This is a genomic window from Pseudomonas sp. St29, assembly GCF_001547915.1.
Classification (GTDB): Bacteria; Pseudomonadota; Gammaproteobacteria; order Pseudomonadales; family Pseudomonadaceae; genus Aquipseudomonas.
In genome coordinates this window covers 6503215-6520277 of the sequence record NZ_AP014628.1, presented here as the reverse complement: position 1 = coordinate 6520277, position 17063 = coordinate 6503215, and the positions used below count along the sequence as shown (strand labels likewise).

15 protein-coding genes and 1 other RNA gene are annotated in these 17063 nt (G+C 64.8%); 10 read left to right on the top strand and 6 right to left on the bottom strand.

Going from position 1 to position 17063, the window contains the following annotated elements:
- Positions 1–26 precede the first annotated feature (26 nt).
- The 3 genes from ssrS to PST29_RS29140 form a co-directional block, all read right to left on the bottom strand.
- Positions 27–205, bottom strand: a non-coding RNA gene (ssrS, locus tag PST29_RS29150) — 6S RNA.
- A gap of 23 nt (positions 206–228) precedes the next feature.
- Entirely contained in the window at positions 229–552 is a 324-nt protein-coding gene (locus PST29_RS29145; RefSeq protein ID WP_016962902.1) for a cell division protein ZapA, read from the bottom strand.
- Positions 549–758 carry a TIGR02449 family protein gene (locus PST29_RS29140; RefSeq protein ID WP_011064144.1) on the bottom strand — a complete coding sequence of 70 codons (210 nt, stop codon included), beginning with the start codon at positions 756–758 and terminating at the stop codon, positions 549–551. Before PST29_RS29140 ends, PST29_RS29145 begins: the two co-directional genes overlap by 4 nt.
- A 235-nt stretch (positions 759–993) precedes the next feature.
- Between PST29_RS29140 and PST29_RS29135 the strand changes: the two genes are divergently transcribed.
- The 9 genes from PST29_RS29135 (at position 994) to gcvH (ending at position 10468) form a co-directional block, all read left to right on the top strand.
- Positions 994–1551, top strand: coding sequence for a YecA/YgfB family protein (locus PST29_RS29135; protein ID WP_016962903.1), 558 nt, complete (start codon positions 994–996; stop codon positions 1549–1551).
- Positions 1552–1574: 23 nt separating this feature from the next.
- The gene (gene pepP, locus PST29_RS29130) at positions 1575–2909 is read left to right on the top strand and encodes a Xaa-Pro aminopeptidase (protein ID WP_060841640.1); all 1335 of its coding nucleotides are present in this window, start codon (positions 1575–1577) and stop codon (positions 2907–2909) included.
- A complete protein-coding gene (ubiH, locus tag PST29_RS29125) occupies positions 2906–4093 on the top strand; it encodes a 2-octaprenyl-6-methoxyphenyl hydroxylase (protein WP_060844932.1) in 1188 nt (395 codons plus the stop codon). Before pepP ends, ubiH begins: the two co-directional genes overlap by 4 nt.
- Positions 4086–4571 carry a DUF4442 domain-containing protein gene (locus PST29_RS29120; RefSeq protein WP_060844931.1) on the top strand — a complete coding sequence of 162 codons (486 nt, stop codon included), beginning with the start codon at positions 4086–4088 and terminating at the stop codon, positions 4569–4571. Before ubiH ends, PST29_RS29120 begins: the two co-directional genes overlap by 8 nt.
- 9 nt (positions 4572–4580) lie before the next feature.
- On the top strand, positions 4581–5798 hold the full coding sequence (locus tag PST29_RS29115; protein ID WP_173664448.1) for a 2-octaprenyl-3-methyl-6-methoxy-1,4-benzoquinol hydroxylase: 1218 nt from the start codon (positions 4581–4583) through the stop codon (positions 5796–5798).
- A gap of 137 nt (positions 5799–5935) precedes the next feature.
- Entirely contained in the window at positions 5936–6937 is a 1002-nt protein-coding gene (locus tag PST29_RS29110) for an extracellular solute-binding protein (RefSeq protein ID WP_060844929.1), read from the top strand.
- Positions 6938–7178: 241 nt separating this feature from the next.
- Complete coding sequence (locus tag PST29_RS29105) at positions 7179–8795, top strand: ABC transporter permease (protein WP_060844928.1); 1617 nt, start codon at positions 7179–7181, stop codon at positions 8793–8795.
- Positions 8796–8949: 154 nt separating this feature from the next.
- Positions 8950–10032 carry a glycine cleavage system aminomethyltransferase GcvT gene (gcvT, locus tag PST29_RS29100; RefSeq protein ID WP_060844927.1) on the top strand — a complete coding sequence of 361 codons (1083 nt, stop codon included), beginning with the start codon at positions 8950–8952 and terminating at the stop codon, positions 10030–10032.
- A 52-nt stretch (positions 10033–10084) separates the two neighbouring features.
- Positions 10085–10468, top strand: a complete 384-nt coding sequence (gene gcvH / locus PST29_RS29095; RefSeq protein ID WP_060841634.1) for a glycine cleavage system protein GcvH — start codon at positions 10085–10087, stop codon at positions 10466–10468.
- Between the two features lie 61 nt (positions 10469–10529).
- Here the strand turns inward: gcvH and PST29_RS29090 are convergent, their stop codons facing one another.
- Positions 10530–11669 carry a DegT/DnrJ/EryC1/StrS family aminotransferase gene (locus PST29_RS29090; protein WP_060844926.1) on the bottom strand — a complete coding sequence of 380 codons (1140 nt, stop codon included), beginning with the start codon at positions 11667–11669 and terminating at the stop codon, positions 10530–10532.
- 188 nt (positions 11670–11857) lie between these two features.
- On the opposite strand from PST29_RS29090, the gene gcvP reads away from it, so the two are divergent.
- The gene (gene gcvP / locus PST29_RS29085; RefSeq protein ID WP_060844925.1) at positions 11858–14731 is read left to right on the top strand and encodes an aminomethyl-transferring glycine dehydrogenase; all 2874 of its coding nucleotides are present in this window, start codon (positions 11858–11860) and stop codon (positions 14729–14731) included.
- A 7-nt stretch (positions 14732–14738) separates the two neighbouring features.
- On the opposite strand, the gene PST29_RS29080 is transcribed toward gcvP, so the two are convergent.
- Both PST29_RS29080 and PST29_RS29075 read right to left on the bottom strand, forming a co-directional pair.
- Positions 14739–15671, bottom strand: coding sequence for a fumarylacetoacetate hydrolase (locus tag PST29_RS29080; RefSeq protein WP_060841631.1), 933 nt, complete (start codon positions 15669–15671; stop codon positions 14739–14741).
- A gap of 6 nt (positions 15672–15677) precedes the next feature.
- Positions 15678–16955: an MFS transporter gene (locus PST29_RS29075; RefSeq protein ID WP_060844924.1), complete on the bottom strand. Its 1278-nt coding sequence runs from the start codon at positions 16953–16955 to the stop codon at positions 15678–15680.
- Positions 16956–17063 lie beyond the last annotated feature (108 nt).

Genomic DNA, 17063 nt, shown 5'->3' with positions numbered 1-17063 from the left:
GGATAACTGGCATTGGCTGACAATTCAGGCTCCCCAGGCGAACCGCTGTCGACTTAGCCCTTGAACCCGAAAGTTCAAGGCGGAAGATGCAGCAGGCTTTAAGGCTTTCCGTCTAGCGGACATGCACACCAGCCCAACGTGCAACTTCCAGGGTAGTGCGAATCGGCTCAGGGACATCGCCAACTGGCAAGCACCCCAGGGAGTGGCGCGAGTATACCGCAACCGCTGTCAGGAATCAGCTTTGCTTGCGTCCGAATCGGTGGCCAGGACCAGGTCAACACGTTCCAGCAGATCCCGTACCTGTTCGCGGGTGGTGGCGCTGGCCTGCACATCCGGACGCTCCTGGCGGTGCAGCAGATCGTGGGTGATGTTCAGCGCGGCCATGACCGCAATGCGATCGGCGCCGATGACTTTGCCACTGCTGCGGATCTCGCGCATCTTGCCGTCCAGGTAACGGGCGGCGCTCACCAGATTGCTGCGTTCTTCCTGGGGGCAGATGATCGAATATTCTTTGTCGAGGATCTGCACGGTAACGCTATTGCTTGAACTCATGAGTCTTGCTCCAGGGCCTTGAGGCGCGAAATCATCGATTCGACCTTACGCCGGGCGATTTCGTTTTTTTCAATGAGGTGCGCGCGTTCCTCGCGCCAGGTCTTTTCCTGAGCTAATAAGAGTGCGTTTTGACTCTTTAGTTGCTCGACCCGGGTAATAAGCAGTTCGAGTCTGGCCATCAGTGCGTGCAGGTCGGTGTCTTCCATTGTGTCCCACTGAAGTTGGTCTGATGAGTGGCAACTGGCTGGACAGCGCCTGGGTGGCCTGAACGGTCCTTGCGCATTCGGTGCTGTCCGGTCGGCAATCTGTCCGTCGCCCAAGGCCCGGCGGACCGCTGTAACGGGGCGCTAGGCGCAACGCGGCGCTGGCAATGAATGATGACACGCCCTACGATACAAGGCCTTCATTCTAGACATTGCGCCGCTTGGCGCCTAGCTGCCCATGCCCATTCAGAATTCCCCGTACAACGCCTTCGCCACCCTGCTCAGCAGCAGTGGCCATCCTGTTTCTCCTGCCGAATTGCACGGCCTGTTGCTGGGTCGCAGCTGCGCCGGCGCCGGGTTCGAGGTCGACGGCTGGCTGGTTGACGCCGCCGAGCTGCTCGAAGGCGAGCCGCAGGACAACGTGCGCAACGCCTTGATCGGCCTGCAGGAAATGGTCAAGGGCGAACTCACCAGCGACGACATGACCGTGGTCCTGCTGCTGCCCAGCGACGACGCTCCCCTGACCGAGCGTGCCGCGGCCCTGGGCCAGTGGTGCCAGGGCTTCCTCGCCGGTTTCGGCCTCAACTCCCGTGACAGCAGCGCCCTGAGCGCCGAGGCCACTGAAGTGTTGCAGGACCTTGCCGCCATCGCTCAGGTCCAGGATGCGCTGGAAGAGTCCGACGACGGTGAAAGCGACTACATGGAAGTGATGGAGTACCTGCGGGTCGCGCCGTTGCTGCTGTTCACCGAAACCAACAAGACCGTTGCACCGGCTGCCAAGCCTTCTCTGCACTGATCGACAGGGAACTGCATCTGCCCATGATTCATATCCCTAAAACGGAATACAGTCGTCGCCGCAAGGCGCTCATGGCGCAGATGGAGCCCAACAGCATTGCGATCCTGCCGGCGGCAGCCGTGGCCATTCGCAACCGCGATGTGGAGCACGTCTACCGCCAGGACAGCGATTTTCAGTACCTCAGCGGCTTCCCCGAGCCCCAGGCCGTGATTGTGCTCATGCCCGGTCGCGAGCATGGCGAGTACGTGCTGTTCTGCCGCGAGCGCAATGCCGAGCGCGAGCTCTGGGATGGCCTGCGGGCAGGCCAGGAAGGCGCGATTCGCGACTATGGCGCGGACGATGCGTTCCCCATCACCGACATCGACGACATTCTCCCGGGCCTGATCGAAGGTCGCGACCGGGTCTATTCGGCCATGGGCAGCAACCCTGAATTCGATCGTCATTTGATGGAGTGGATCAACGTGATCCGCTCTAAAGCGCACCTTGGCGCCCAGCCGCCGAACGAATTCGTTGCCCTGGATCATCTGCTGCACGACATGCGCCTGTATAAATCGGCGGCGGAAGTGAAGGTGATGCGCGAAGCCGCACGGATATCCGCCCAGGCCCACATCCGCGCCATGCAGGCCAGTCGCCCCGGATTGCACGAATTCAGTCTGGAGGCCGAGCTGGATTACGAGTTCCGCAAGGGCGGGGCGAAGATGCCGGCTTATGGTTCCATCGTCGCGGCGGGGCGCAACAGTTGCATCCTGCACTACCAACAGAATGACGCCCTGCTCAAGGATGGCGATCTGGTGCTGATCGATGCCGGTTGTGAAATCGACTGCTACGCCAGCGATATCACCCGGACCTGGCCGGTCAACGGCAAGTTCTCGCCCGAGCAGAAGGCGATCTATGAACTGGTGCTGGCGGCCCAGGAAGCGGCGTTTGCCGAGATCGCCCCGAACAAGCACTGGAACCAGGCGCACGAGGCGACGGTTCGGGTCATCACCGCCGGTCTGGTGAAGTTGGGCCTGCTGGAAGGCGCGGTGGATGAGCTGATAGCCAGCGAGGCCTACAAAGCGTTCTACATGCACCGTGCCGGACACTGGCTGGGCATGGATGTACACGATGTCGGCGAGTACAAGGTCGGCGGCGAGTGGCGGGTGTTGGAGGTCGGCATGGCGCTGACCGTGGAGCCGGGCATCTATATCTCCCCGGACAACCAGCAGGTGGCTAAGAAGTGGCGCGGCATTGGCGTGCGCATCGAGGACGACGTGGTAGTGACCAAGCAGGGCTGTGAAATTCTGACGGGCGGCGTGCCGAAAAGCGTCGCCGAGATCGAGGCGTTGATGGCCGCTGCTCGGGTCCAGGCGTCATGAGCCGGGTCAATCTGGCCATCATCGGTGGCGGCCTGGTCGGAGCCAGCCTGGCCCTGGCCCTGCAGGCCGGAGCCAAGGCCCGGGGCTGGAAGATCGTGCTGATCGAGCCGTTCGCCCCCGGCGACAGCTTCCAGCCCAGCTACGATGCACGCTCTTCGGCGCTGTCCTTTGGCGCCCGGCAGATCTACCAGCGCCTGGGCCTGTGGCAGGCGATTTCCCGGCGGGCCGAGCCGATCAAGCAGATTCACGTGTCCGACCGCGGGCGCTTCTCCACGGCGCGCTTGTCGGCCATGGAAGAAGGCGTTCCGGCCCTGGGCTATGTGGTGGAAAACGCCTGGCTCGGCCAATGCCTGTGGCAGGGCCTGGACAAGGACGTGATCAGTTGGCGCTGCCCGGCGGAAGTCACCCGCCTTGAGCCCCTGCAGGGCGGCTATCGCCTGACCCTGAATGACGAAACCACCCTGGAATGCGACCTGGCGGTGCTCGCCGATGGCGGTCGCTCCGGCTTGCGCGAACAGTTGGGGATCGGGGTCAGGAATCGCCCTTACAACCAGAGCGCGCTGATTGCCAACATCACCCCCAGTGAAGCCCACAACGGCATGGCCTTCGAGCGCTTCACCGATGATGGTCCGATGGCGCTGCTGCCCTTGCCGGATAACCGTTGCGCGCTGATCTGGACCCGCCAGGGCATGGACGCCCAGCGTCTGGCCGATCTGGATGAGCGCAGTTTCCTCAGCGAACTGCAGGGCGTGTTCGGTTACCGCCTGGGCACCCTGAAACAAGTGGGGGCACGGCATCTGTATCCGCTGTCCCTGGTGGAGGCCGAAGAGCAGGTGCGCCCCCATCTGGTGGTGCTGGGCAACGCCGCCCACAGCCTGCATCCGATTGCCGGCCAGGGCTTCAACCTGTCGCTGCGTGACGCTCAGGCCCTGGCGGATGCCTTGCTGGCCAGCGAGCGCTTGCCGGGGGATTTTGCCGTGCTGCAGGCCTATCGCGAGCGCCAGCGCCTGGACCAGAGCCTGACCGTGGGCTTCTCCGACCAGGTCACCCGGCTGTTCGGCAGCAAGCTGCCGCTGCTGTCGGTGGGGCGCAACCTCGGCTTGCTCGGACTGGACCTGCTGCCCCCGGCCAAGCGCTGGTTTGCGCGCCAGGCCATGGGCCTGGGTACTCGCCCGGATGCGTGAGTGGCTGACCCGACGGTTCGGCAAGGCCCGCCTGTTGCGCTGCTTGATGAGCCTGTATCCACCCTACCTGGGGGCCGGAGTGCGGGTCCGCCGGATCAGCGCGGATTTTCGCGAGGTCGAGGTTCACATGGGCCTGGGCTGGTACAACCGCAACTATGTCGGCACCCAGTTCGGCGGCAGCCTGTATTCGATGGTGGACCCGTTTTTCATGCTGATGCTGATGGAGAACCTGGGGCGCGACTACATCGTCTGGGACAAGGCGGCAGCCATCGATTTCATCGCCCCGGGCAGGGGACCGGTATTTGCCCGGTTCAGTCTCGACCCGGCGCTGCTTGACGAGATCCGCCGGCAGACAGCCAGTGGCGAGAAGTACCTGCCGCAGTTGCAGGTCGAGATTCATGACGGCTCCGGCACCCTGGTGGCGCGGGTCGATAAAACCCTTTATGTGCGGCGCAAGCCGCAAGCGAGACAGGCCTAAAGCATGGAAATGCGCGCAGATGTGCTGATTGTCGGAGCCGGAATGGTCGGCAGTGCCTTGGCGCTGGCGTTGCAGGGCAGCGGCCTGGAAGTGCTGCTGCTCGATGGCGGCTCCTTGAGTGTCAAACCCTTCGCCGCCGAGTCGGCGTTCGAACCCCGGGTCAGCGCCTTGTCGGCGGCCAGCCAGCGTATCCTCGAACGCCTTGGCGCCTGGGACGGCATCGTCCGGCGTCGCAGCAGCCCCTACTGTGACATGCAGGTCTGGGATGGCAGCGGCACCGGGCAGATCCACTTCTCGGCGTCCAGCGTGCATGCCGAGGTGCTGGGGCATATCGTCGAGAACCGGGTGGTGCAGGACGCCCTGCTCGAACGTCTGCACGAATGCGATATCGGCCTGCTGGCCAATGCCCGCCTGGAGCAGATGCGCCGCTCCGGCGATGACTGGCTGCTGACCCTGGCCGATGGCCGAGTGTTGCGGGCACCGCTGGTGATCGCCGCCGACGGCGCCAACTCGGCGGTACGCCGCCTCACCGGTTGTGCCACCCGCGAGTGGGACTACCTGCACCACGCCATTGTCACCAGCGTGCGCAGCAGCCGGCCTCACCAAATGACCGCCTGGCAGCGCTTCACCGATACCGGCCCGCTGGCCTTCCTGCCCCTGGTGCGGGATGGGCAGCAGGATTGGTGCTCGATTGTCTGGTCCACCACGCCCACTGAAGCCGAGCGCCTGATGGCCCTGGACGACGAGAGCTTCTGCGTTGAGCTGGAGCGCGCCTTCGAAGGCCGTTTAGGCAAGGTGCTCGGTGCCGACCCGCGGCTCTGCGTACCGCTGCGCCAGCGGCATGCCAAGCGCTATGTGGCCGAAGGCCTGGCGCTGATCGGCGACGCTGCCCACACCATCCATCCGCTGGCGGGGCAGGGGGTCAACCTGGGCTTCCTCGATGCCGCGGTACTGGCCGAAGTGCTGCTGCAAGCGGCCGATCGTGGCGAGCGCCTGGCTGAGGTCAAGGTCCTCAGCCGTTTCGAGCGCCGGCGCATGCCTCACAACCTGGCGCTGATGGCGGCCATGGAAGGCTTCGAACGGCTGTTCCAGGCCGATCCGCTGCCACTGCGCTGGCTGCGCAACACCGGCCTCAAGGTGATCGAGCAAATGCCCGAGGCCAAGGCGGTCTTTGTGCGACAGGCCCTGGGCCTGAGCGGCGACCTCCCTGAGCTGGCCAGAGCCTAGGAGCCGGTTCGCCGGCGAAGCGTGCCGGAGGAGGGTTCCACGCAACATCTGGTAACGCCTCGGCGCCGGGTTCGGTTGAGATGGCAAATGGGAGTCCTTATCATTTCGCCTCATTTTGAAATCGAGAGACTGCTCCCATGTTGGCACCGAAGCGTCTACTGACCGCCCTGGCCCTCACCCTCATTGGCAGCGCCGCCCAGGCCGCCGATGAAGTCGTGGTCTACTCCTCGCGTATCGATGAGCTGATCAAGCCGGTGTTCGATGCCTACACCCAGAAGACCGGGGTGAAGATCAAGTTCATCACCGACAAGGAAGCGCCGCTGATGCAGCGGATCAAGGCCGAAGGCGAGAACGCCACCGCCGACCTGCTGCTCACCGTGGATGCCGGCAACCTGTGGCAGGCCGAGCAGATGGGCATCCTCCAGCCGTTCACTTCCAAGGTCATCGACAGCAACATTCCCCTGCAATATCGCTCTTCCAACCACGCCTGGACCGGCCTGAGCCTGCGGGCGCGGACCCTGGCCTACTCCACCGAGCGGGTCAAGCCTACCGAGCTGACCACCTACGAAGCCCTGGCCGACAAGCAGTGGGAAGGTCGCCTGTGCCTGCGCACCGCGAAGAAGGTCTACAACCAGTCCTTGACCGCCACCCTGATCGAAACCCACGGTGCGGCGAAGACCGAAGAGATCGTCAAGGGCTGGGTCAACAACCTGTCCACCGATGTGTTCTCCGATGACATCGCCGTGCTGGATGCGATCAACGCCGGGCAATGCGACGTCGGCATCGTCAACACCTACTACTACGGTCGCCTGCACAAGCAGAAGCCGAACCTGGCGGTGAAGCTGTTCTGGCCGAACCAGGGCGACCGCGGGGTGCACGTCAATCTGTCGGGCATCGGCCTGACCAAGCACGCGCCGCACCCGGAAGCGGCCAAGGCCCTGGTGGAGTGGATGACCACGCCCGAGGCGCAGAAGATCTTCGCCGACGTCAACCAGGAGTTCCCGGCCAACCCGGCGGTGGCACCTTCGGACGAAGTGGCCAGCTGGGGCAAGTTCGTGGCCGACACCCTGCCGGTTGAAATCGCCGGCAAGCGCCAGGCCGAAGCCATTCGCTTGATGGACCGCGCTGGCTGGAACTGAGCCTGCCGTTATACTGCGCCCCGCTTTTGCGGGGCGTTTTGTTTAACGGTTGGGCTTTTGTGGCGAGGGAGCTTGCTCCCGTTCCACCGCGTAGCGGTGGCAAGCCCTGAATACGTGATTCAACTGGCGTAACGTGGTTGCAGCCGTTGGGGCGGCCATGGCACCCAGCGGGAGCAAGCTCCATCACCCCACGCGTTTTGCGCAAGTATTTTTGTCTGTTCCACCTGCCCGAGAGTTCTTTGTGGCCCATCCCGCCCAACGTCGCTGGTATCCCCTGGTCTTTGCCGTAGCGGCCCTGGTCCTGCTGCCGCTGAGTGTGCTGCTGCTGTCCTGGCAGGCGGTCGATGCGCAGATCTGGTCCCACCTGTGGGACACGCAGATGACACGGTTGCTGAACAACACCCTGACCCTGGTGCTCGGGGTGGGCGTTGGCGTGACCCTGCTGGGGGTGAGCCTGGCCTGGCTCACCAGCCTCTGCGAGTTTCCCGGGCGGCGCTGGCTGGACTGGGCGCTGATGCTGCCCTTCGCGATCCCGGCCTATGTCCTGGCGTTCGTCTTCGTCGGCCTGCTGGACTTTTCCGGGCCGGTGCAAAGCCTGCTGCGGGAATGGTTCGGCAGCGGCCTGCGACTGCCGCGGGTACGTTCCACCGGCGGGGTGATCCTGGTGCTGGTGCTGGTGTTCTATCCCTATGTCTACCTGCTGGCGCGCAACGCCTTCCTGGCCCAGGGCAAGGGGTTGATGGAGGCCGCGCGGGTGCTCGGCCAATCGCCCTGGCAGGCGTTCTGGCGCGTGGCGCTGCCCATGGCGCGGCCGGCCATCGGTGCCGGCGTGGCCCTGGCGCTGATGGAGACCCTGGCGGATTTCGGCGCGGTGGCGGTGTTCAACTTCGACACCTTCACCACCGCCATCTACAAGACCTGGTATGGCTTCTTCAGCCTTTCCAGCGCAGCGCAGCTGGCCAGCCTGTTGCTGCTGGCGGTGATGCTGGTGCTGTACGGCGAGCGTCGCGCGCGGGGCGCCAGCCGCACCGGCAACGAGCGGCCCCGGGGCAAGGCCCTGTATCACCTGCGGGGGATCAAGGCCGTGGCGGCCACGGGCTGGTGCCTTCTGGTCTTTGCTTGCGCCTTCGTGATTCCGCTGCTGCAGCTGCTGGCGTGGTTCTGGCAGCGCGGGCGCTTCGATCTGGACGAGCGCTACGCCGGATTGATCGTGCATACCCTGTACCTGGGGGGCATGGCGGCGTTGATCACTGTCAGCGTGGCCCTGCTGCTGGCCTTCGCCCGTCGCCAGGCGCCGACCCGTGGAATCCGCGCCGGGGTCAGCCTGGCCAACCTGGGCTACGCCTTGCCCGGTTCGGTGCTGGCGGTGTCGATCATGCTGGCCTTCAGTTACCTGGATCGCGAACTGGTGATCCCGTTGTCCGGCTGGTTGGGCGGGGCCGGCAAGCCGCTGTTGCTGGGCAGTCTCTCGGCCCTGCTGCTGGCCTACCTGGTGCGCTTCATCGCTGTGGCCTACGGACCGCTGGAAAACAGCCTGGAGCGGATTCGCCCGTCGCTGCCCGAAGCCGCGCGCAGTCTGGGGGTGGGTGGGCCGCGACTGTTTTTCAAAGTGTATCTGCCGCTGTTGCTGCCCGGGACCTTGAGCGCCGCCCTGCTGGTGTTCGTCGATGTGCTCAAGGAAATGCCCGCCACCCTGCTGATGCGCCCGTTCGGCTGGGACACGCTGGCGGTGCGGATCTTCGAGATGACCAGCGAAGGGGAGTGGGCCCGGGCGTCGTTGCCGGCGCTGACCCTGGTGCTGGTTGGCCTGCTGCCGGTGATTGGCCTGATCCGCCGCTCGGCCCATCGAATCGGTTAGGTGCCAGCCTTGCACCTTGCAGCTACAATGCGCGGCATTCGGTGCGGCCTGTTGTTTGGCCGGGACGCTGAAGTCGGCTGCAAGCCATCTATTTCAAGGCTTTCACCCTAGCAGCGCCAGTCCGCACCCTCGCCACGCCCGGAAGGAGAAACCCATGGGACAGCGTACGCCTCTGTATGACCTGCATCTCGCCCTCGGCGCGAAAATGGTCGATTTTGGCGGTTGGGATATGCCTTTGCATTACGGTTCGCAGGTCGAGGAGCACCATCAGGTGCGACGTGATTGCGGTGTGTTCGATGTATCCCACATGACCGTGATCGATGTCAGCGGCGCTCAGGCCAAGGTCTGGCTCCAGCACTTGCTGGCCAATGATGTCGAACGTTTGCAGCACCCTGGCCAGGCCTTGTACAGCACCATGCTCAATGAGCGCGGCGGCATCGTTGACGACATGATCGTCTATCGCCTCGAAGACGCTTACCGTCTGGTGGTCAACGCCGCCACGCGTGATCAGGACCTGGCCTGGATGCAGGCGCAACTGGGCGAGTTCCAGGTGCAACTGCGCGAGCGCCCGGAACTGGCGATGCTGGCCATCCAGGGGCCCCAGGCGCGGCACAAGATTGCCGAGCTGGTGACCCAGTCCCGCGGCACCCTGATCCAGCAGCTCAAGCCATTCGAAGCCGGCAGCGACGGCGACTGGTTCATTGCCCGCACCGGCTATACCGGCGAGGACGGTCTGGAGATTGTCCTGCCCGCCGACCAGGCGCCGGGCTTCTTCAACGACCTGGTGGGCGCGGGGATCTCGCCCATCGGCCTGGGCGCTCGGGATACCCTGCGCCTGGAAGCCGGCATGAACCTCTACGGTCAGGATATTCACCAGGATGTCTCGCCCCTGGCGGCAAACATGGCCTGGAGCATTGCCTGGGAGCCTTCTTCGCGCAAATTCATCGGGCGCACGGCCCTGGAGGCCGAGCGAGCATCCGGGGTGAAGCAGAAACTGGTGGGCCTGGTGCTGGAGGAGCGTGGGGTTTTGCGCGCGCATCAGGTGGTTCGCATCGCGGATGTTGGCGAAGGTGAGATCACCAGTGGTAGTTTCTCCCCTACGCTGAGTAAATCGATCGCACTGGCGCGGGTGCCGATGGCCACCGCCGACCGTGCCGAAGTGGAAATCCGCGGCAAGTGGTACCCGGTCCGGGTGGTCAAACCGACCTTCGTGCGCCACGGCAAGACCTTGATCTAACTATTTCCAGCCGGCATTGCGCCGCTGACACTTCTTCTTGAGGACACAGAACATGAGCGATATCCCTGCCCACCTGCGTTTTGCCGATAGTCACGAATGGGCCCGTCTGGAAGCCGACGGCAGCGTGACCGTGGGTATTAGCGACCACGCTCAGGAAGCCCTGGGCGACGTGGTGTTCGTCGAGCTGACCGAAGTCGGCAACGTGTTTGGCGCAGGGGACCAGGCCGGTGTGGTGGAGTCGGTGAAAGCCGCTTCCGACATCTATGCGCCGGTTGCCGGCGAGGTGATCGCGGTCAACGAAGAGCTGAGCACCAGCCCCGAGTTGCTCAACAGCGAGCCTTACGACGCCTGGATCTTCAAGCTCAAGCCAAGCAACCCGGCCGATCTGGAGAAACTGCTGGACGCCGCCGGCTACAAGGCCGCCATCGGCGAGTAAGGCATTCCTGCAGGCAGGTCCGCTCCCGTTTTTGCAGGAGCGGGCTGGCCCGCGCAGGTGCTTAAGCCTGCAACACCTCTTTTACGGCCGCCACCGCACGTTCGACGTCGGCCTTGTTCATGGCCGTGAACATCGGCAACGAGACGATCAGTCGACCGACCCGTTCCGCCACCGGGAACATCCCTTCCTTGAAACCGCGCTCGCGGTACAGGCTCAGCAAATGAATCGGCGGGTAGTGATAGCCGATGCCGATCCCCCGTTCCTGCATCTGCTCCATGAAGGTGGCCCGGGCCGGCTTGCCGTCTTTGCGCTCCGGCAGCACCAGCTGGAACAGGTGCCAGTTGCTGTTGCTGAAATCCGCCGGCGGTAGCTGGGCGCCATAGCGGGCCTCGAAGTCACTGCCGAAGCATTCGAAGTAGTGCCGGGCCAGCTCACGGCGATGGGCGGTGATCGCCTCGATATGGGCAAACTGCCCCAGGCCGATGGCCGCGGCCACGTCGGTCATGTTGAACTTGCCGCCGAGCACGTCCACGTCCAGGCCGTCGAAGCCGCTGCGGGTCACGCCTTGCAGGCGGTACTTCTCCGCCAGGCGCACTTCCTCCGGGGTATTGAGTACCAGGCAGCCGCCCTCGGACGAAGTGACGTTCTTGTTGGCCTGGAAGCTGAAGGACACGAAGTCGCCAGCGGCGCCGATGCGCTGGCCATTCCAGCTGGAGCCCAGGGCCTGGGCCGCGTCTTCCACCACCCGCAGGCCGTGTTTCTGGGCCAGGGCGTACAGGCGAGTCATGTCCACCGGCAAGCCGGCCAGGAACACCGGGATGATGGCTTTGGTGCGCGGGGTGATCGCCGCTTCGACCTGGGCCAGGTCGATGTTGCGGGTGACCGGATCGATGTCGGCGAACACCGGCGTGGCGCCCACTTCGAGAATCACGTTGGCGGTGGCAACCCAGGAAATCGGCGTGGTGATGACTTCATCCCCGGGGCCTATGCCGGCGATGCGCAGGGCGATCTCCATGGTGCAGGTGCCGGAGTTGAAGGTGCGTACCGTGCGTCCGCCGAAGAACTCCGAAAGCTGGGCTTCGAAAGCCTGGACCTTGGGACCGCTGGTGATCCAGCCCGAACGCAGCACTTCGCCGACGGCGGCGATGGTGGATTCATCGATGGTGGGTTTGGAGAACGGCAGGAATGGCAGTTGGCTCATGACAGTGGGACACCCGATAAGCGGACGATGGAAGCAGGGTTGAGGCGCGCCGGGGCTGGCGCGCGAACGCCCTGCATGATGGTACCGATTGCCTCGGGACGCCAGTGCGTCGAGCGGTGGAATCGGCTGCTATGCTGCTTTGCACCCTGTTGCATCGACGCTGAGCGCCGCTTATCGGAGAGCCTGCCATGTCCCAGTCGCCATCCCTGAGCCAGTTACGCGAGCCCAACGCTTTTCTCAACCGGCACCTGGGTCCCGATGCCGAGGAGCAGCAGGCGATGCTCGCCAGCCTCGGGCTGGGCAGCCGCACTGAGCTGATCGAGCAGACGGTGCCGCCGGGAATCCGCTTCAATCGCCCCCTGGACCTGCCACCGGCGCTGGATGAACAGGCCGCCCTGGCCCGGCTCAAGGGCTATGCCGCGCAGAACCAGGTCTGGACCAGTCTGATCGGCATGGGCTATCACGGCACCCTGACGCCCACCGTGATCCTGCGCAACGTGCTGGAGAACCCCGGCTGGTACACCGCCTACACGCCCTACCAGCCGGAAATCGCCCAGGGCCGGCTCGAAGCGCTGCTCAACTTCCAGCAGATGACCATCGACCTCACCGGCCTCGACCTGGCCAACGCTTCGTTGCTCGACGAGGCGACGGCGGCCGCCGAAGCCATGGCCCTGGCCAAGCGCGTGACCAAGTCCAAAAGCAATCTGTTCTTTGTCGATGAACACTGCCATCCGCAGACCATTTCCGTGGTGCGTACCCGGGCCGAAGGGTTTGGCTTCGAACTGATCGTCGACGCTGTGGATAACTTGCCCGCGCACCAGGTGTTCGGCGCGCTGTTGCAATACCCGGATACCCACGGCGAGATCGTCGATCTGCGGCCGCTGATCGACCACCTGCACGCACAGCAGGCCCTGGCCTGTGTCGCTGCCGATCTGCTCAGCCTGCTGTTGCTGACCCCGCCCGGCGAGCTGGGGGCCGACGTGGTGCTGGGTTCCTCCCAGCGCTTCGGCGTGCCCATGGGCTACGGCGGTCCGCATGCGGCGTTTTTCGCCTGCCGTGACGAGTACAAGCGCGCCATGCCCGGGCGCATCATCGGCGTGTCCAAGGATGCCCGGGGCCAGGTGGCGCTGCGCATGGCCCTGCAAACCCGCGAGCAACATATTCGTCGCGAAAAGGCCAACTCCAACATCTGCACCGCCCAGGTGCTGCTGGCCAACATCGCCGGCTTCTATGCGGTCTATCACGGTCCGGCGGGGCTCAAGCGCATTGCCCAGCGGGTGCACCGGCTGACCTGCATTCTCGCCGCCGGCCTTGAGCGCAAGGGGATCACCCGGGTCAACCGGCACTTCTTCGACACCCTGACCCTGGAGGTCGGGGGCAGCCAGACGGCGATCATCGAGAGCGCCAGGGCGCTGCAGATCAACCTGCGGATTCTCGGGCGCGGCCGGCTGGGCCTGAGCCTGGATGAAACCTGCGACGAAACCACCGTGGCCCGGTTGCTGGATGTGTTTCTCGGTGCCGACCACGGGCTGGACGTCGCTGAACTGGACGCCGAGGCGCTGGAGTCGGGACTGCCCGACGAACTGCTGCGGCGCAGCCCCTGCCTGACCCATCCGGTGTTCAACGACCATCACAGCGAAACCCGGATGCTGCGCTACCTCAAGCAGCTGGAGAACAAGGACCTGGCGCTCAACCAATCGATGATCCCCCTGGGCTCCTGCACCATGAAGCTCAACGCCAGCAGCGAGATGATCCCCATCACCTGGCCGGAATTCGCCAACCTGCACCCTTTCGCCCCGCGGGAGCAGGCCATCGGTTACACCTTGATGATCGAGGAACTGGAGCGTTGGCTGTGCGCCATCACCGGTTTCGATGCGGTCTGCATGCAGCCCAACTCCGGGGCCCAGGGCGAGTACGCCGGGTTGCTGGCGATTCGTCGCTACCACGAGAGCCGCCAGCAAGGCGGGCGGCACATCTGCCTGATACCGGCCTCGGCCCATGGCACCAATCCGGCGTCGGCGCAGATGGCCGGGATGCAGGTGGTGATCGTCGAGTGCGACGAGTCCGGCAACGTCGATCTCCAGGACCTGAAAGCCAAGGCTGCCGAAGCCGGCGATCGCCTGTCCTGCCTGATGGCGACTTATCCGTCGACCCACGGTGTCTATGAGGAGGGCATCAGCCAGGTCTGTGAAGTTATCCACAGCCACGGCGGCCAGGTGTACATGGATGGCGCCAACCTCAACGCCCAGGTGGGCCTGGCCAGGCCGGCGGACATCGGCGCCGACGTCTCCCACATGAACCTGCACAAGACCTTCTGCATTCCCCACGGCGGTGGTGGGCCGGGCATGGGGCCGATCGGCGTGCGCGCCCATCTGGCGCCCTTTGTCGCCAATCACCCGGTGGTGCCGATCGACGGACCGCTGGCGGACAACGGCGCGGTCAGCGCGGCGCCCTGGGGCAGCGCCAGCATCCTGCCCATCAGCTGGATGTACATCGCCCTGATGGGGCCGCAACTGGCGGATGCCAGCGAAGTGGCGATTCTGGCCGCCAATTACCTCGCCGATCAGCTGAGCGGGGCCTTCCCGGTGCTCTATAGCGGGCGTAATGGCCGGGTGGCCCATGAATGCATTCTCGACCTGCGACCGCTCAAGGCCCTGACCGGCATCAGCGAGGAGGATGTGGCCAAGCGCCTGATGGACTACGGCTTCCATGCCCCGACCATGTCGTTCCCGGTGCCGGGTACCTTGATGGTGGAGCCCACCGAAAGCGAGTCCAAGGCCGAGCTGGATCGCTTTGTCGAGGCCATGCTGAGCATCCGCGCCGAGATCGCCCAGGTCCAGGAGGGCAACTGGCCGGCCGAGGACAATCCGCTCAAGGGCGCGCCCCATACCCTGGCGGATATCGCCGGGACCTGGGAGCGGCCTTACAGCATCGAACAGGCGGTGCTGCCCAGTGCCCACACGCGGGCCCACAAGTACTGGCCGACGGTGAACCGGGTGGACAACGTCTACGGTGACCGCAACCTGTTCTGTGCCTGTGTCCCGGTGGCGGCCTATCGCTGAGTCCGCCTCAGTAGTGCTGGCGTAGCCGCGTCGGGCGGGTGCCGTGGGCGCGGCCCCGGTGTGGCTGACTCTCCAGGGGGTAGAGGTGCAGCAGCTCTTCTTCGCTGACCTGGTTGCTCAGGCCCAGCTCCAGCTCCGGGCAGTCCAGGTCCAGCCAGTCGCCGTGCTGCAACTGCAGTTCGTTCTCGCGCCGGCTGGCGCTGTGGAACACATAGTGGACCATGCCCGGTTGCAGGAACTGCTCGTGCTGTTCGAGGAACGTCTGGGAGTACTTGCGGATCGCCCACCAGTTCTGCAGATCCAGGTGGTAGCTGAGGTAGGACAACTGCGCGCCCTGGCGTTCCACCCGGACATTGAGTGACAGGCTGTGCTGCAGTTCGCCAAGGATCAGCGCCGGGGTGATGGCGCATTGGCGCAGCCGCGATTGCGCGCAGGAACTGGCGTCCTGGCGGCTCAGCAGCGGGTCGTGGATGTCCTGGCCCAGGCTGAATCCGACAAACCGCAGTTGCTTGAAGTGATCCACCAGGTACACGCAGACCACCCCCGGCTGACTGCTGATGCTCAGGGCGTGGTAGGGGATCGTCAGCGCCTCGCCATCGGTCTTGAGCAGGTTGCCGTTGCCCTTGTAGAACCAGCCCTGGTGCGTGTGCGGGGTGTTCAGGGTGACCTCGCAGACCTGGGCCAGCAGGTTGTCGCTGGGCTTGAGTGGCGGGCGCAGCGGTCCTTGCACAAGGCCTTCGACAGGCAGCCGGGGATGGGCCGGGAGGCTGCGCAGGTGCTCGCTCCAGCTCAGATGGCGACGGGCGCAGAACTGCAGGGTTTCGTACAGTCCGCCATGTTCGGAAAGGGCGCGCAGGCTCTGGCCATTGTGAAAATCGAACAGCCCGATGGCGCGCTGATCCTTGTGGCAGACATCCAGCAACAGCAGGTAATCGTCCATGATTCTCTAGTCCTTGAGGGGCAAGCGGGCGGGGAGGATAGGCAACGGCCCGGAGGCCAGCGCGCGTTGGGGCTGGCGCGCACTGTCCTTGAGCAGCAATGACAGGAACAGGCCGGCCAGGCTGCCGCTCAGGGCCACGTACAGGATCGACGGCAGGCCGAAATGGCTGGCGGCAAACCCGGCCACCGCCGGGGACAATCCGCCGCCGAGGATCTCGCCGAAACCCACGACGATCCCGGTCGCCGTCGGCAACAGGGCGGGTGCCACGGATTCGCTGGTCAGCGGGCCGACCGTCATGCAGATCAGGCTGAAATTGAAAAACGACAGCAGGAACAGCAGCAGGAACAGCAGCCAGGGAATCGCCGGGCTGACGATCAGCAGGCCCACCAGGGTGCTGCTGGTCATGAAGCACACCGACACCACCGGCTTGCGCCCGAGGCGGTCGGACAGGCCGGGAATGATCAGCTGGCCGATGAAGCCGCCCAGGCCGATGGCCGAGATGACCAGAGCCATGGACAGGTTCTGCAGGTGCAGATGGTCGGTCAGGTAGCTGGGCAGCATGGCGCAAAGCACGAACTGGCAAGTGAGGATGCAGAACATGATGAGGATGTTCAGGCTGACGTTGCCGCTCTTGAAGGCCGCCAGCCATTGGCGCCCGGCGCTGGCGTCGGCCCCTGTACGGGGCGTTGCCGGCAGCGGCCGGTAGGCCTTCCACAGGTAGCCGGCCAGGAGCAGGCCGGGCAGGGCGATGATGGCGAAGACCGCACGCCAGGAACCGGTCAGTTGCAGCAGGCCGGCAGCGATCAGCGGCCCCAGGCACAGGCCGAGAATCGGAAACAGCGCCTGCTGGATGCCCAGGTTCAGTCCGCGCCGGTCGGGGCGCGAGACTTCGTTGGTGACAATGATGCTGGTCGGGGTGAAGGCGCCTTCGCAGATGCCCATCAGCCCGCGCAAGATGACCAGCCCGAGTACCCCGGTGGCCAGCGCGGAGAAGCCGGACAGCAGCGACAGTACGGTGATGGAGATCACCAGCACGCGGCGGGTGCCCAGGCGCTCGATCACGCTGCCCATGCCCAGGGCGGACAGTCCCCAGGTGAAGGCCAGTGCGGCGGACAGGTAGCCCAGGTCCTGATAGTCCAGTTGCAGGTCGTGCATGATCACCGGGAACAGCGGCAGGATGATGAAGCGGTCCAGCCCCACCAGCCCGAAGCTCAGTGACAGCAGCAGCACCATGGTTCTTTCGTAACGGCTGTCGGCAGCCGTGGTCGGTATTCCAGCGTTCATCGCTCAGCTTCCTTGTGAAACCATGAACCCGGCGCGGTGCGCCGTGAGGGTGCGACCCGAGGTGGCCATGCAGCCCGGCAACCTCGGGTCGGACAGACGCAGGGCGCT

Excerpts from the sequence above, each read along its gene's own strand:
- PST29_RS29145 (WP_016962902.1), bottom strand. The coding sequence starts at position 552 with ATGAGTTCAAGCAATAGCGTTACCGTGCAGATCCTCGACAAAGAATAT.
- PST29_RS29140 (WP_011064144.1), bottom strand. The coding sequence starts at position 758 with ATGGAAGACACCGACCTGCACGCACTGATGGCCAGACTCGAACTGCTT.
- PST29_RS29135 (WP_016962903.1), top strand. The coding sequence starts at position 994 with ATGCCCATTCAGAATTCCCCGTACAACGCCTTCGCCACCCTGCTCAGC.
- pepP (WP_060841640.1), top strand. The coding sequence starts at position 1,575 with ATGATTCATATCCCTAAAACGGAATACAGTCGTCGCCGCAAGGCGCTC.
- ubiH (WP_060844932.1), top strand. The coding sequence starts at position 2,906 with ATGAGCCGGGTCAATCTGGCCATCATCGGTGGCGGCCTGGTCGGAGCC.
- PST29_RS29120 (WP_060844931.1), top strand. The coding sequence starts at position 4,086 with ATGCGTGAGTGGCTGACCCGACGGTTCGGCAAGGCCCGCCTGTTGCGC.
- PST29_RS29115 (WP_173664448.1), top strand. The coding sequence starts at position 4,581 with ATGCGCGCAGATGTGCTGATTGTCGGAGCCGGAATGGTCGGCAGTGCC.
- PST29_RS29110 (WP_060844929.1), top strand. The coding sequence starts at position 5,936 with ATGTTGGCACCGAAGCGTCTACTGACCGCCCTGGCCCTCACCCTCATT.
- gcvT (WP_060844927.1), top strand. The coding sequence starts at position 8,950 with ATGGGACAGCGTACGCCTCTGTATGACCTGCATCTCGCCCTCGGCGCG.
- gcvH (WP_060841634.1), top strand. The coding sequence starts at position 10,085 with ATGAGCGATATCCCTGCCCACCTGCGTTTTGCCGATAGTCACGAATGG.
- PST29_RS29090 (WP_060844926.1), bottom strand. The coding sequence starts at position 11,669 with ATGAGCCAACTGCCATTCCTGCCGTTCTCCAAACCCACCATCGATGAA.
- gcvP (WP_060844925.1), top strand. The coding sequence starts at position 11,858 with ATGTCCCAGTCGCCATCCCTGAGCCAGTTACGCGAGCCCAACGCTTTT.
- PST29_RS29080 (WP_060841631.1), bottom strand. The coding sequence starts at position 15,671 with ATGGACGATTACCTGCTGTTGCTGGATGTCTGCCACAAGGATCAGCGC.
- PST29_RS29075 (WP_060844924.1), bottom strand. The coding sequence starts at position 16,955 with ATGAACGCTGGAATACCGACCACGGCTGCCGACAGCCGTTACGAAAGA.